The sequence below is a fragment of the Nonomuraea sp. ATR24 genome (genome assembly GCF_041950485.1).
GTDB classification, from domain to species: domain Bacteria; phylum Actinomycetota; class Actinomycetes; order Streptosporangiales; family Streptosporangiaceae; genus Nonomuraea; species Nonomuraea ceibae.
Map to the genome: position 1 here is coordinate 30,579 of NZ_JBGNUU010000038.1, position 12,359 is coordinate 42,937.

Here is a 12,359-nt window from a genome sequence, read left to right on the forward strand (position 1 = left end):
CTACCCGGCCGCCGGGCGCGGGCCGAGCATGGCGTGCAGCAGCCCGCGGCGGTGGGCGATCACTGCTGCGTGCGCGCGCAGTATGGCGGGCTGGTCGTACTCGGGGACGGGGCGGCCGGGGCCTTGCCCGCGGCGCTGGCCCTGGACCGGGATCTGGAAGAGCAGCAGCAGCGCGCGCACCTCGGCCTCGTCCATCTCCGGGGCGAGCTGGTCGACGGCCTCGCGGACCGTCCAGCCGGCGCTCATGCCAGGTCCCTGCGGTAGGTGGTGCGGCCGTCGGCCCACGTGATCATGCCGTCCCCCGTGAGGTTGGAGCTATCGAGTCGGCCGCGCGGGCGGCGGCCGTCATGGTCCCTGCAGTCCCTATTGATGCACCAAATGTCGGCATTGTCCTGGATGACACGCAGGCCGAAGGTGGCGCAGTACGGGCACAGGGTACGCAGCGGCCGGGGCCGCTCCTCCAGGTCGACGCCGGCCACCTGACGCGCCGAGCGCACCCACCGGGCGACGATCCTCGCGGCCTCGCGGCCGGCGGCCTCGGGGACGGCGTGCACGAGCTCGGTGATGGCGTGCAGCGCGCGGATGGTGTTGGCGTCGCTGCCGCCGCGGCGGCGGCCGGGGTGGCCGGCCACCGCCAGGCGGAGGCTGGCCTCCAGGCGGCGGGCCTCCTCGCTGATGGTGTAGAGCGCGGGGCCGGCCTCGGCGTGCCACGGTGCGGGCGAGCCGTGCGCCTTGTGGTGGGACATGGTGCCCGTGGCCGGGTCGGCCACGGGCTCCGGGAGGAGGTCGTAGAGCGTCTCCAGGAGCGGCATGAGCTCCTCGATGAGGACGGCGACCTCCAGTGCTGCAGCGGTCAAGTACTGCTCCTGGGGGCACGGCGGAGAATGTCGAGCTCGGCACGCTGACGGGCGAGTTTCCGGACGGCGCCCGCGTAGAGCCAGGCGCTGACGGCCGCCACCCATGCCCACGTGGCCAGGTCTCCGTCGCCGAACACCCAGTGCCAGGCGGCGTTGACGCCCGCGTACACGGCAACCGTGGTCGGCAGGAGCCCGACCAGGCAGCCGGGCGCGAGAGTGGCGTTGGGGGTCATGGCTGCCCCGCGTAGTAGGCCCGCGAGCGTGCGTGAGCCTCGTCGGCACCAGGCAGCCAGGAGTCGAAGGTGTGCCCGCACGCGTACCTGACCGTCAGCCGCTTGGGCGCCGGCGCGAAGCCCCGCCAGGCGACATTCTCGGCCAGGGTTCCGTCCAGCGGGCACATACGCCAGCACTCCTCCGACTGGGTGTGCTGGCGGCCGCAGGACGCGCAGCTCGGTTCCGCCTCGCTCTCGGCGAGCACGGCGATCACGGCGTCCGCGACGGCCTGGCGGACGATGAGCGGCAGCCAGTGGCCATGCTCGTCGAGCGTGCTGGCGACGGCGTTGTGGGCCAGGCCCCGGAGTCGCTGCTCAGGAGCCACGGCGCGGTCCCCTCTTCCTCTTCGGCTTCTTCTGGACGCGCGGCGCGGGCGGCGGGATGGGCCCGTCGCAACCCCGCTCCCACCGGTCCCCGATCCGCCGCCACCAGCAGGTGCCGGCCGCCCGGGCCTGATCGGCCGTCCAGCGTCGGCCCTCCATCAGGTGGCCGTCGACGTAAGCCGCGGGGGCCTGGTCGGACAGGGCCACGGTGCGGTGGCAGTGCTGGCACTGGCCGCCCTGCAAGAGCCGGCGGGCGAGCGCCTCGGCCGCCTCGGCCGGGCCGGGGTGGTCGGACTCGGTGATGCGGGCGCCCCGGTACTGCGCCTGCGCGTACCAGCCGGCGTGCTCGACCGGGACGTTGTCGTGCAGGTAGCCGATCTCCAGGCGCCGCGCGCCGGTCCGCTGGACGAGGTCGGCCGCGGCTCGTACGGCGTCGCCGTCGAACAGGTCGCGGTGGCTCAACATCCCTCCCTGTCGGTCATGGCGGTGTCGGGCACGTACTCGCCCCGGCGGGCCGCCCCCTCGATGTGGCGGTCGCAGACGCGCTCCCAACGCCGGAGCCCGCTGAACCAGCGCCAGCCGGTCGACAGGTCGATCCCGTACGTGCACAGCCGGGCCGGCTGCGGCATCGGCGGCAGAGGACGCTCACGCCGAGCCATGACGGCCTCCGATCCCGAGCTCGCGCTCCAGCAGAGCGATGCGCAGGTCACGCTCCCGGATCTGGGCCGGGCTCAGCTGCCGGACCAGCCCCTCGTTCGCCTCGACCAGCTTGATGTTCACGCCCGCCATAGCCCGGTTTGCCATGCACAGGCCCGCCAGGCCCGCGTTCGCGATCAGCGGCAGCCACTGGCCGGCCGCGATGTTGATCACCATCAGGATCATCACGACGATCGTCAGGCCGAGCATGATGGCCCGTGCCTTCCGGAGGCCAGCAGCGTGCCTCGCGGCCTCACTCATCGGAGCTCCCTGCGTACGCGAGCAGCCGCTCCTCGAACCCGTCGTCGTCCTCGGCGTCGCGGTAGTAGCCGTGGTTGAGGGTCGCCTGCGAGTGGTCACCCGCTATGCACAGCTGGACGGCGGCCACGACTTCGGCCGGTGAGGGCAGCAGGTCGTCGCAGATCCACCAGATGCTGCGGATCCCGCCCCCGTCGTCCTCGGCGCTGGTGCCGTAGAACCAGCCCTGCTCCTCGTGCCACGCAACATGGCGCTGGTCGCCGTCGGCCTCGCGTTCGGCGAGGGTGATGCAGCCGTCGCGTGGGTCGTTGGCGTCAGCGAACCAGTCCCCGACGGTGAGGCCGGCGGCGTTGAACGCGTCGGCGACGGCCTTGAGGTACGGCTCGTGCGCCCGGTGGAAGCTGAGCTCAGCCATGCTGGTTTACCGCCTTGTCGAGTTCGCTGATGATCCGGCCGTACAGGTCGGCGTACGCGCTGGCGAGTGCGGCACTCGCGCCGTCGGCGCTCTCTCGGGTCTGGAGCTCGTACTGCCGGCGGCGCTCCCACTCGCGGCGGAGTGCGGCGATGGGCTCGGGGCGGATGCCGTAGCGGGCCTGCTCGTGCGCGGCGGCGAGCTGCAGCATGGTGCCGACGTCGGCGTGGGTCTGGAAGTCGTGGAGGAGGTTGGTGGCGCACGCGCCGTTCTCGTAGGAGGCGCCGGGGCAGCGTGTGCCGAGGTAGGGGCAGGCCAGGACCAGGAAGGGGTGCTCATCCTCGTCGGCATACAGCTGGTAGACAGCGAGCTGGCCCAATTGCCGAGGCAGGTCGCTGACGCGGCGCGTGCGTTCGAGGCTCGGGATGGGGTCGTCGTGCATGACGGCCAGGCGCACGATGGTCTCCAGCTTGATGCTGCTGGACCTGGGCGGATGGGGCCCGGAGGTCAGCAGGTTGGTGGCGCACGCGCTTTCAGGGCGGGCGTCGGTGTGCTGGCCGGGGCACTCCAGCACCAGGTGCGGCTCGGCACCGGCGTCCAGCCGGGTGGCGTACAGGCGGTAGGCGGACAGGGCCTCGCCGAGCTGCAGCAGCTCAGCGGTCGGTGTGGTCATGTGATCTTCCGGGGGTAGCGGCGCCGGGCGGGCCGGCGCCGGGTTCGGGGCGGGGAGCCGCCGCTCCTGGGCAGGCCGGGGATGGCCTGCTGGATGTGGCGGCGGGGGCAGGTGGCGATGTGGGGGCGGTAGCGGTGCTCCCACGGGTCCGGCGGCCGCGCGTCGGCGCCGTCCAGGCTGCGCGAGCGCCAGGTGCCCGGGCCGGTCCGGTAGACCGCCTGGTTGCCGAGCTCGTGCGGCTCGGCGTCGACGGCCATCCTTCGACCGTGTTCGGTCACGGTCCACAGCACGGCGGCGCCGCAGTCGGCGGGGCAGGGCTCCAGGTCGTTGCGGTTCGGGATCACCGGGCCTCCAGGGCTCATCCCGTGGGCGGACTGGTCAATGTCGTTGTCGGTTCCCTTCCATGATCGCTGCCCGGTGTGGCATGCGGTACGTCATTTGCGCCGATCAAGCCCGGTGTGCGGGCCTCGGCGATCGCCTCGGCCACCCGCACCAGCAGCCCCCGGCTCGGCGGCACCCCGAGATGGGCCGCGTTCCACAGAGCGATCGCGTCCTCCACGGTCATCGCGAGGTAGCCGACCCTGCCCAGCACGCGCTGCAGGTCCTCCGACAGCAGCCGCGCATGGTCGACCTGGCCGGGCGCGATCTCCCGGCCGGGGGCGACGGAGTCGGCGAGCGCGGCCGCCAGCTCGGTGACGGGCGGCGGCATGGGCCGCCCGGTCAGCCGCTCCCGCCGGCACTCCAGGCACATGCCCGGGTCGGCCCGGCCGTGGCTGCACCGGGGCACGACGGCAGTCACGCGGATCTCCTGGTGGTGAGCAGCTGGTGGGCGCGGATGACGAGCTGGCTGCGGGGCACGTGCTCGCCGAGCTCGCGCCGGGCGGCCGTGATCCAGACCTGGCCGAGGTCGGGGAGCGCGAACAGCGCCGCCGACGCCGCGGCGTAGGCCTCGGCCGGTTCGATGTGACGCAGCGACGCGAGCGGCAGCACCCTCGGCGGCGATGAATCACTCTCGGCCGAAGGCTCGCGGCGGCCGGGCGGCTCACCTTCCACCTCAGCGCCGTACGGAGGGTCATGTGCGTCTGGGAGGTCTATGGGAGGTGCATGTGTAGGTGGCCGGGTGCTGCACCCGGTGATCTGAGGGGCAGCACCCGGTGATCCGGGGGGCAGCACCCGGTGATCCGGCCCCTCGGGCTCCGCTTCGGAGTCCTCCGCCTCCTCGGAATCGGAGTTATCCACAGGCTCATCAGCGGGTGCAGCACCCGGTGATCCGGCGGCGTCAGCGTCGGCCTTCTTCGCGCGGGGAGCCTTGACCGGTGGCGGCTCGACGCCCTCCGGGACGATCAGCTCCCGCTCGTCCGGGTCCAGCATGGCCACCCGCTCGGCCAGATCGTCGGGGATCTCCAGCCGGTACTCGTCGGCCTTCCTGGCCCCGCGGCCGGCCTTGGAGCCCTCGAAGACACGGCGGAACAGGCCGACCTCACGCAGCCGCTTGAGGCACCGGCGGATGGTGTAGACGTCCTTACGGCAGACGCGCGCCAGCCGCTCCTCGCCGGGGCGGATCCTGGTGCCGTCCGGGTTGCTGTAGGTGCACGCCATCATCGCGACGTGCTGCACGGTGTCGGTGGCGACTCGCTTCTTGCCGGTGCCGAACCCGAGCTCGCACCGGCGCAGGATGCGCACCCAGCTCCAGAAGATGGGCTCTCCCGCTGCGACCGCTGTCATGTCCTCTCCTCTCCAGATGTGTCGGGGGCGGCCTCGTGCGGGGCCGTATGTCGGTCGAGCCAGGCGGCGGCCGCCTGGCGGGTGCGCACGCTCGCACGCCCGTGAGCCATCTGCTGCAAGGTCCACTCGGCGACGTCCATCTCGACGGCCACCTGCCAGCTCGGCATGCCGAGCTGGCGCCGCCGCTCCTTGATGAGGGCGTGCAGCGCCTGGATCTCGGCCGGGGTCATGTCATCAGGGCCAGGGCGGCCGACCACAGCGCGATGACCATGAGGCCGAGCGCGAACGCGAACGCGATCATCGCGGCGACGTGCTCGTCTTCCAGCCACCGGCGCTCGCCCCAGGCACCGAAGACGCCGGCCGTGAGGAAGATCAGGACGGGCACGAGGGCGGCCAGCACGTCAGCCACTCTCGGCCGACCGTGCGCCCTGGGCGACGAGGTCGGCGTGCAGTCGGCGCAGCGCGTCGAGGCCGCCCGGCGACTGGGCGATCCCCACGCACACGACGTAGGCGGGGAAGCCGCGGCCGAGCAGGCGCCGGTGCTCCTCGTCGGCGCCCTCGATCTGGACGATCAGCGACAAGATCCAGTCCGACGGCCGGTCGTGGTCGGCGTTGTACTCCCGGTCGACCACGTGCCGGACGTGGGCGACGACCTCGGCGTTGAGGATGGACAGGCCGGGCGGGGTGTCGGAGAGCCGGTGGACAAGGTCGTAGGCGGCGTCAGGCGGCAGCGTCGCCACGCCGGCCAGGACGTCGCCGAGGTACAGCTGCACGATCTCGGTGTCGAACTGGTTGCCGTGCCGCGAGGGCAGCAGCGCGGCGCGGACGGTGCGGGCCGGGCGCGTGGGCGCGGCGGGCATATACGTACTCATGATGATCACTTGATTTCGGGGGTCGTGACGGCCGCCGGATGCGGCCGCCGGGTCGTACTCGAAGGGATTGCGCACGCCGTAGGGCGAGCGCGGCAGGGAGGGCCTGCCGCGTCCGGTGTCCCCGCCTGCCGGGGAAGGGGCCTGCGGGGACGGGCGCGGGGGTGGGCGCGGGGGCGGACTAGGTCCAGCGGGTCAGGTGCTGCAGTTCCGGGTCACCGGCGAGCAGCGCCTCGTACCACGCCTCCTTGAGGCGCTCCCAGAGGCGGCGCACGCCGCCCCCGGGGGGCCGGGCGGGTGGGGTGGGGCGGTGGCGTCCGCGCGTCACGGCGCGGCCGCCGGCCGGGGAGGGTCCGGCACCACCGCCTTCGGGTGGCCGGCCGCGACGGCCGCGCCGAGCTTCATCAGGTCCGTCGCGGACAGCGGCCGCGGCACCGGGCCATCGGCCGGGGCGGGCACGTACGGGCGGATCCTCCCGTACGGGGAGGGCGGCTCCTGCTGGGCGTGCTGGGCCTGCCTGCCGTCGATCTCGTCCATGCGGGCCAGCTGCGCGGCCGCGGAGTTGAGGAGGGCGAGCATGTCGGCCCGGTCCAGCCACATCGTCCGGCCGCCGACCAGGATCGCGCCGGCGAGCTGGCTGTTGCGTCGTTCGATCGGGCCGGGCTGCGGCGGGCCGATCCGCTCGATGGTCTCCAGGGTGCTCACTTCGCCCTCCGGCGCGGATTGATGGACATGGACGCCTTGCGGTCGTAGAAGGCCGCCTTGTAGAAGATCGACGCCCGGCGGTTGCCGTGCCCGTCGACCAGGTAGCTGCCGCGCGGGTCTTCCTCCGGGCAGCGCTTCCAGCCGGGCGGCAGCTTCGCGTACCGGAACAGCGGGTCGCCGGGCACGACGTCGCCGAGCTCGAACCCGAGCTCGATCAGGTCCGCGTCGGTGCAGCCGTGCACCTCGGTCGGGATGACGTCGGAGGCGAGGAACTGCTGCTGCCCCTCGTCCTCCAGGGCCTCGACCCCGCCGAGCAGGAAGAACACCTGGTCGGCCGGGTCATGCAGGTTGAATATCGATGGACTCTTCACCGGGCCGCTCCCTCGTGGTCGGAGGCCGCGTGGTGCGCGGCCATCTCGCTCAGGCCGTCGCGCATCGCGGCGAGCTGCTCGAACGGGTCGTGGGGCGGCTGCTGGGCGGCCCACCGCCACACCCGCCGGTAGGTGGTGCCGTGGCGGGGCGGCGGCTCGGCCCGCCACCGCTCCAGGTGCGGGCCGAACTTGTCCCGCTCGGCCACACTCAGCCGGACGTCGGCCGCGCCGGCGTCGCTCATCAGCCTGTTCACGCGCGCGAGCGGCGTGTCCCAGACGATCAGCCGCCTGCCGGCCAGCGCGCGCACCGATGGGACCGCGTGGACCGGGTCGACGACCTGCAGCCGCTGGCCGTCCACCTGCCACGGCGCCTGCCGGGTGGTGCTCTCGCCCAGGGCCAGGCTGGCCACGGTCAGGCCGTGCGGCGTGGTGGCGTGCAGCAGCGCGGGCCACGTGGGCGTGCTGATCACGAGGAGCGCCGCCGGGTCGCCGAGCACGCCGTGCGCCCACTCGGCGGCCAGCGCGCGGTCGGCCGCCCGGTGGGCCTGCCACCACGCGTCGGCGGCCGGGGCGGCGCAGTCGGTGCAGTAGCGGCTGCGGCCGTCCAGGCCGAGCGGGTACGGGTGCTCACGCCGGGCACCGCACCCGGAGCACGTCCGGGCCTGCACCACCCGCGTGATCTGGTGGTCCGCCCGCGGGGCGAAGGGCTCGGCGTCGGCCACCGCGTACAGGGGGAAGGTCGTGTTGCCGCGGCGGCCGCGCGTGTCCTTGAAGGTCGCGACCGGCGGCTGTCCGGCGGCCAGGTGGTGGCGCCGGTAGCGCAGCCCCTGCTCGGTGGCCAGCTGGTGGGGGATCTGGCCGGGCCGGTAGAGCGGCCGCCCGATCGGGCAGCGCGGCCAGGTCGCCGGCACCGGCGTGATCGTCCACTCGGCCGGCGCGAGGGTGATCACGGTGTCGTCGTCGAGGTGCAGCCGCAGCGGGCCGCCGGGCTCGGCCGGGGGCAGGAGCACCCCGGCCGAGGGCGGCTCACCGCTCGCTCCGTCCCGCCACGTCGCGGTCACGCGCAGGCCGATCGCCGGGTGCTGGGCAGTCACGAGCCACCCGCCGTGGTCCGGCGAGCGGCCTCCGCTTCCCGGATACGTCGCCGGTGGGCAACGGTGCCGGCGCGCTTCTCAGCGGCGAGCGCGGCCACGGTTCTGGCGCGGCCGAGCTCGGCACACAGGGACTCCTTGACCTCGGTGATCAGCAGGGCGATGGGCTCGTCTGAGGTGATGGCGACGGGCGAGTACACGGTGAAGGCCGTCAAGATCCGCATGATCGCGTCGACCTGCGACTCAGCCAGCGCGATCCGGGTCTGGCCGGTGGGCGACACGTTCCACAGCTCGCGGGCCTCGGCGGCCAGGCCGTCGCGGCCCGGCCGGTCGATCTCCTCCGTCCAGATGCGGGGGGTCATCGGGGCACCCGGGCGGGCACGATGCTGACGGTGCGGATGGCGCGCTCGCCGATCTCCAGCCAGGTGGTGACCAGGCCGCGCACGTTCGGGTCGAGGCGGCGGGTCCAGTCGAAGTCCTGGACGGCGGACGCCAGGTCGTCCGGCTGTTCGGCGTCGAGCGGGTGGGTAGTCTGGATCATGAGAGCTCGATTCACGTTCTGTCAGGGGTCTCCCGGGTGTCGCCCCGGGAGACCTTTGGTCTTGTCGGGGGCGGCCGGTAGGGTGGCCGGCTTGCCTGGTGCAGGTTGGGCGGCCCCGCGGGTCAGGAGACGGCGGCGGCGTAGCGACTACCGGGCCTCGGCACGAGCGCCGCGACGGTGCGCTCGGGTTGCTGGCGGGTGTCGTCCTTGCGGGGAGCCCGTGGCGGGGCCTTCGCCTCCTCGCCCTGGGTTGTCGCGCAGTGGGCTACGGCGCCAACGATCTGGAGGATGGTCCACCTGACCTTGCCGCCGATCAGGGTGTGCTCGACGCCCTCGCGGGCAAGCTTGTCGAACGTCGCGGCGGTGATCTTGTCGTCCTCGCCACCCGTCACGAGGTCCGCCGCCTGCTGGCTGGTGAAGAGCCTGTAGCCGGGCACGTCGTCGGGCGGCGTGATCATCGGGAGATCAGCTCCTCGGCCATCAGGTCTTCGGGCAGGCAGTCCAGCACCGTTGCGAGGCGGAACAGAGCCTGCGGCGTAGGGCTGCGCTTCCCGTGCTCGAGGAGAGACACGTGGGAGGCGCTGAGATCGGCGGCCTCGGCGAGGTCGGCCTGTTCCATGCCGGCGGCGATCCGGCGTCGCCGTAATTCAAGGGGGTTGTGTATGAGGGGGCGCTGACGCTCACTTCGGGTCATGCAGAGCAAAGTAGTGCGAAGACTAGTCAAGTACAAGATGCAAAGCGATATTTGCTTGTGCTGCGTCGTCTCTGCTTGAGCAGCAACGTCTCTACCAGCACTATTAGCTGTACTTTGCTGTACTTGACTGGAGGCAACTACCCATGGCGAGGGAACTGCCCGAACCGAGCCCCGAGGGAAAGCTCATCCGCCGCGTACGCGAGAGCATCCGCCCCCGGCTGTCAGTGCCGGCAGCCGCCGCCCGAGCGGGCATCAGCGATGTGACGTGGGGAAACATCGAGCGCGGTTACAAGTCCGGCGGCCGCGGGAAGCCCCCTATCCCAGTGAAGGGATCGGCACAGCTCATCGCCCACATGGCCTACGAGCTCGGCCTGGGCCCGGCAGACCTGGCGGGAGTCGGCAGGCCCGATGCGGCCGGCGTCCTACGCGAGATGCAGGGACCTGATCTGGAGGTAGAGACGATCGAGCACGACCGGACCCGCGTGTTCATCCCGGTGGACGCCGACACTCCAGAGGAGGATCGCGAACTGATCAGGAGGTGGGGGCGGGAGTGGGCCGAGAGCCTACGCAGGGCCCGACAGCAGGGCCCTGACCAGCAGTCAAGCTAACTTAACGGTGACATAACCCTAACCATATGTTCGTAAATGTGTTCGTTTGTCGCGTTCCACGAACCATTACGTAGTGACTTCCGCCACTTTGAGGTGGGAGTGTGCCGATTCCGGCGCAAACGGGAATTCTGCGCCGGGAAGAGCATCCGAAAGGCGCATGCCCATGAAAGTCCGATTTACTGCGGTCCCTCCACAAGAACTCCCCCCTGGCAGGACCGCGGCCTGCGCACATATCGACGGCGAGGCCGTATGGGGACTGGACGAGACCGAGATCCGCACTCACGCCGACTCTGAGTTGACGGACTTACTGGAAACGCTTACCACGCGCGCCAACGAGGCCGCCGCTATCCTTCCCTCCATACCTCGGCCGGCTCCCTGCCCCGCGGCGTGGGCGGAGTTCCGCATCGAGGCCACCGACATCCCGATCCGCGACATCTCCTGGACGTGGACGGGGCGCGGCTTCGTCGTCCGTATGCCTCCGCTGTTCACGTCGCGGCTGCGGGCGGACGTCGAGGCCGGCTGTGCCGAGCAGCTGCGCTGGTTTGACCCGCCAGAGCAGCACACAGGCCCCATCCCTTGAAGGGAGATGTCATGGCGTACACCGAGGTCCGCGGCGGTGTCATCCGCGTGCGGTACAAGCTCGCCACCGGCAAGTACTCCGGCGGCGTCAGCGAGAACCCGGAGACGGGCGAGCCCTGGACCAGCGAGGACGAGGCTCGTCAGTGGGGCCGCGACGAGGAAGTCCTGATCCGACGCGGCATCCGCAAGGCCGCCGAGGAGAAGGCGCTGCCTCCGACCTTCGCGGCGTTCGCGCAGAACTGGTACGCCGGCCTGCGACTGCAGCCGACCACCATGCGCAAGTACCGCAGCCTCTTGCAGTCCCACCTGCTGCCCCGGTTCGGGGAGCGCCTCCTACAGCTGGAGGACTGGCCCAGCGAGGAAATCGACCCGTGGGAGATGGACATGATCCGGGTCGGGTACGAGCGGAGCACCGCGGCCGGCGCCCGGAACCTGCTGGAGAACATCCTCAATGCGGCGGTCCCCCGGTACATGGCGTTCAATCCGGTCGTACGGCGACGCGGCACCGGCATGAAGGGACTGGCTCGGGTGGCGGCAGCAGAGAAGGCGGCGAAGGTCTGGCCGAGCCCGTTGCAGGCGCTGATGGTGGCCGAGCGGTGCGCGCTGCTCGCCGACCACGACGACGTGTTCCTGCAGATGGTGACGAAGGCCTGGATGGGGCTGCGCTGGTCGGAAGTCCTCGCGCTGCAGCCCGGCAAGCTGCTGCCCGCCGGGCAGCTGCTCGACATCGGCGAAAAGTTGTATGAGCTGTCCGGCTTCTACCTCAATCACCCCAAGGACGGCAGCGTCCGCATCCTGGACGTGCCCCCGTTCCTGTGGTCGATGCTCGTCGACCAGGCCGCGGCCGCCGCCGAATGCTCCTGCCGGCCACGGGCCGGGCGAAACCTTCCGCGCGTCGACGGCGAAGAGGTCGTCGAGTGGTGCGAAGGTAGGCGCTACCTCTTCCTGACTCCGGAAGGGGCGCACTACCAGCGGGGCAACTTCTCCAGCCGGATCATGCGGCCGGCCGCCGATGGATTCTTCCCGGCGCGCACGGGCGCCCGGGCCCGGGAGGCGCGGCCGGTGCTCGCCGACGCCGCAGTGTACGGGCCGAAGCCAGCGCGCGGCCGCCGCCAGGCCCTCGAACGCGAACAGCACTGGCCGGGCCGGCCGGTGATGTGGCAGTGGCCGCGGGCGGTGCCAGGCGAGGTGTTCGTGCCGCCGACGGGGCGCGGCATCCCCGACTGGGACAACTGGCCAGAGAGGGAGCGGCCGCACCTGGTGACGTGGCTGCCGATGCTGCCCGGCCTCACCCCGCACGGGCTACGGCACGGGCACCAGACCTGGATGGACGACGCCGGCATCAAGAAGGCGCTGAAGGTCGAGCGGATGGGGCACGAGGACCGGTCGATGTCCGGGGTGTACGGGCACCCGACCGAGTCCATGCGCGTCGAGCTCCTCGAGCTGCTGCAGGCGCTGTGGGAGAACGCGGTCGCCGAGCGCTTCGCGGTCTACCCGTACAGCGCGATACCGCTGCTCGATCGGGAGCTGGCGAAGTGGCGGGAGGGGAGAGCCGACAAGGTCATCTCCCAAATTTCTCCCACACAACGAAAAAGAGCCGCTTCCTAGTTCGAAAGCGACTCTTATCTGCTGGTCAAGGGGGTGGGGCTACCAGGACTTGAACCTGGGACCTCTTCCTTATCAG

At 71.7% G+C, this 12,359-nt stretch carries 24 protein-coding genes; 2 read left to right on the plus strand and 22 right to left on the minus strand.

What is annotated here, in order from left to right:
• From ACBI99_RS44825 to ACBI99_RS44930, 22 genes are all read right to left on the minus strand, one after another.
• Positions 1-246, minus strand: a complete 246-nt coding sequence (locus ACBI99_RS44825) for a hypothetical protein (protein WP_375075321.1) — start codon at positions 244-246, stop codon at positions 1-3.
• Positions 243-857, minus strand: coding sequence for a hypothetical protein (locus tag ACBI99_RS44830; protein ID WP_375075322.1), 615 nt, complete (start codon positions 855-857; stop codon positions 243-245). The genes ACBI99_RS44825 and ACBI99_RS44830 overlap by 4 nt, the downstream gene beginning before the upstream one ends.
• On the minus strand, positions 854-1,090 hold the full coding sequence (locus tag ACBI99_RS44835) for a hypothetical protein (protein WP_375075323.1): 237 nt from the start codon (positions 1,088-1,090) through the stop codon (positions 854-856). The genes ACBI99_RS44830 and ACBI99_RS44835 overlap by 4 nt, the downstream gene beginning before the upstream one ends.
• Positions 1,087-1,455 (minus strand): hypothetical protein, encoded by a 369-nt coding sequence (locus ACBI99_RS44840; RefSeq protein ID WP_375075324.1) that lies wholly within the window; start codon positions 1,453-1,455, stop codon positions 1,087-1,089. Before ACBI99_RS44840 ends, ACBI99_RS44835 begins: the two co-directional genes overlap by 4 nt.
• Entirely contained in the window at positions 1,445-1,918 is a 474-nt protein-coding gene (locus ACBI99_RS44845) for a hypothetical protein (RefSeq protein ID WP_375075325.1), read from the minus strand. Before ACBI99_RS44845 ends, ACBI99_RS44840 begins: the two co-directional genes overlap by 11 nt.
• Positions 1,912-2,112, minus strand: coding sequence for a hypothetical protein (locus ACBI99_RS44850; protein ID WP_375075326.1), 201 nt, complete (start codon positions 2,110-2,112; stop codon positions 1,912-1,914). The genes ACBI99_RS44845 and ACBI99_RS44850 overlap by 7 nt, the downstream gene beginning before the upstream one ends.
• The gene (locus ACBI99_RS44855) at positions 2,099-2,410 is read right to left on the minus strand and encodes a hypothetical protein (protein WP_375075327.1); all 312 of its coding nucleotides are present in this window, start codon (positions 2,408-2,410) and stop codon (positions 2,099-2,101) included. Before ACBI99_RS44855 ends, ACBI99_RS44850 begins: the two co-directional genes overlap by 14 nt.
• The gene (locus tag ACBI99_RS44860) at positions 2,403-2,822 is read right to left on the minus strand and encodes a DUF6292 family protein (RefSeq protein ID WP_375075328.1); all 420 of its coding nucleotides are present in this window, start codon (positions 2,820-2,822) and stop codon (positions 2,403-2,405) included. Before ACBI99_RS44860 ends, ACBI99_RS44855 begins: the two co-directional genes overlap by 8 nt.
• A complete protein-coding gene (locus tag ACBI99_RS44865) occupies positions 2,815-3,492 on the minus strand; it encodes a hypothetical protein (RefSeq protein ID WP_375075329.1) in 678 nt (225 codons plus the stop codon). The genes ACBI99_RS44860 and ACBI99_RS44865 overlap by 8 nt, the downstream gene beginning before the upstream one ends.
• Positions 3,489-3,836, minus strand: a complete 348-nt coding sequence (locus ACBI99_RS44870; RefSeq protein WP_375075330.1) for a hypothetical protein — start codon at positions 3,834-3,836, stop codon at positions 3,489-3,491. Before ACBI99_RS44870 ends, ACBI99_RS44865 begins: the two co-directional genes overlap by 4 nt.
• 14 nt (positions 3,837-3,850) lie before the next feature.
• Positions 3,851-4,291: a hypothetical protein gene (locus ACBI99_RS44875; RefSeq protein WP_375075331.1), complete on the minus strand. Its 441-nt coding sequence runs from the start codon at positions 4,289-4,291 to the stop codon at positions 3,851-3,853.
• Positions 4,288-5,217, minus strand: coding sequence for a hypothetical protein (locus ACBI99_RS44880; protein WP_375075332.1), 930 nt, complete (start codon positions 5,215-5,217; stop codon positions 4,288-4,290). The genes ACBI99_RS44875 and ACBI99_RS44880 overlap by 4 nt, the downstream gene beginning before the upstream one ends.
• Positions 5,214-5,447 carry a hypothetical protein gene (locus ACBI99_RS44885; protein WP_375075333.1) on the minus strand — a complete coding sequence of 78 codons (234 nt, stop codon included), beginning with the start codon at positions 5,445-5,447 and terminating at the stop codon, positions 5,214-5,216. The genes ACBI99_RS44880 and ACBI99_RS44885 overlap by 4 nt, the downstream gene beginning before the upstream one ends.
• Entirely contained in the window at positions 5,444-5,626 is a 183-nt protein-coding gene (locus ACBI99_RS44890) for a hypothetical protein (RefSeq protein WP_375075334.1), read from the minus strand. Before ACBI99_RS44890 ends, ACBI99_RS44885 begins: the two co-directional genes overlap by 4 nt.
• Complete coding sequence (locus ACBI99_RS44895) at positions 5,619-6,089, minus strand: hypothetical protein (protein WP_375075335.1); 471 nt, start codon at positions 6,087-6,089, stop codon at positions 5,619-5,621. Before ACBI99_RS44895 ends, ACBI99_RS44890 begins: the two co-directional genes overlap by 8 nt.
• A gap of 321 nt (positions 6,090-6,410) precedes the next feature.
• Positions 6,411-6,791 (minus strand): hypothetical protein, encoded by a 381-nt coding sequence (locus tag ACBI99_RS44900; RefSeq protein ID WP_375075336.1) that lies wholly within the window; start codon positions 6,789-6,791, stop codon positions 6,411-6,413.
• Positions 6,788-7,162: a hypothetical protein gene (locus tag ACBI99_RS44905; RefSeq protein ID WP_375075337.1), complete on the minus strand. Its 375-nt coding sequence runs from the start codon at positions 7,160-7,162 to the stop codon at positions 6,788-6,790. Before ACBI99_RS44905 ends, ACBI99_RS44900 begins: the two co-directional genes overlap by 4 nt.
• Entirely contained in the window at positions 7,159-8,256 is a 1,098-nt protein-coding gene (locus ACBI99_RS44910; RefSeq protein WP_375075338.1) for a hypothetical protein, read from the minus strand. Before ACBI99_RS44910 ends, ACBI99_RS44905 begins: the two co-directional genes overlap by 4 nt.
• Complete coding sequence (locus tag ACBI99_RS44915) at positions 8,253-8,615, minus strand: hypothetical protein (protein WP_375075339.1); 363 nt, start codon at positions 8,613-8,615, stop codon at positions 8,253-8,255. Before ACBI99_RS44915 ends, ACBI99_RS44910 begins: the two co-directional genes overlap by 4 nt.
• Positions 8,612-8,794 carry a hypothetical protein gene (locus tag ACBI99_RS44920; protein WP_375075340.1) on the minus strand — a complete coding sequence of 61 codons (183 nt, stop codon included), beginning with the start codon at positions 8,792-8,794 and terminating at the stop codon, positions 8,612-8,614. Before ACBI99_RS44920 ends, ACBI99_RS44915 begins: the two co-directional genes overlap by 4 nt.
• A gap of 122 nt (positions 8,795-8,916) precedes the next feature.
• Entirely contained in the window at positions 8,917-9,252 is a 336-nt protein-coding gene (locus tag ACBI99_RS44925; RefSeq protein WP_375075341.1) for a hypothetical protein, read from the minus strand.
• A complete protein-coding gene (locus tag ACBI99_RS44930; RefSeq protein WP_375075342.1) occupies positions 9,249-9,488 on the minus strand; it encodes a helix-turn-helix domain-containing protein in 240 nt (79 codons plus the stop codon). The genes ACBI99_RS44925 and ACBI99_RS44930 overlap by 4 nt, the downstream gene beginning before the upstream one ends.
• 143 nt (positions 9,489-9,631) lie before the next feature.
• Here ACBI99_RS44930 and ACBI99_RS44935 point away from each other — a divergent pair, with 143 nt between their 5' ends.
• Together ACBI99_RS44935 and ACBI99_RS44940 are read left to right on the plus strand one after the other, a co-directional pair.
• Positions 9,632-10,096, plus strand: a complete 465-nt coding sequence (locus ACBI99_RS44935) for a hypothetical protein (RefSeq protein WP_375075343.1) — start codon at positions 9,632-9,634, stop codon at positions 10,094-10,096.
• Positions 10,097-10,687: 591 nt separating this feature from the next.
• Positions 10,688-12,283: a hypothetical protein gene (locus ACBI99_RS44940; protein ID WP_375075344.1), complete on the plus strand. Its 1,596-nt coding sequence runs from the start codon at positions 10,688-10,690 to the stop codon at positions 12,281-12,283.
• Positions 12,284-12,359: the final 76 nt, after the last annotated feature.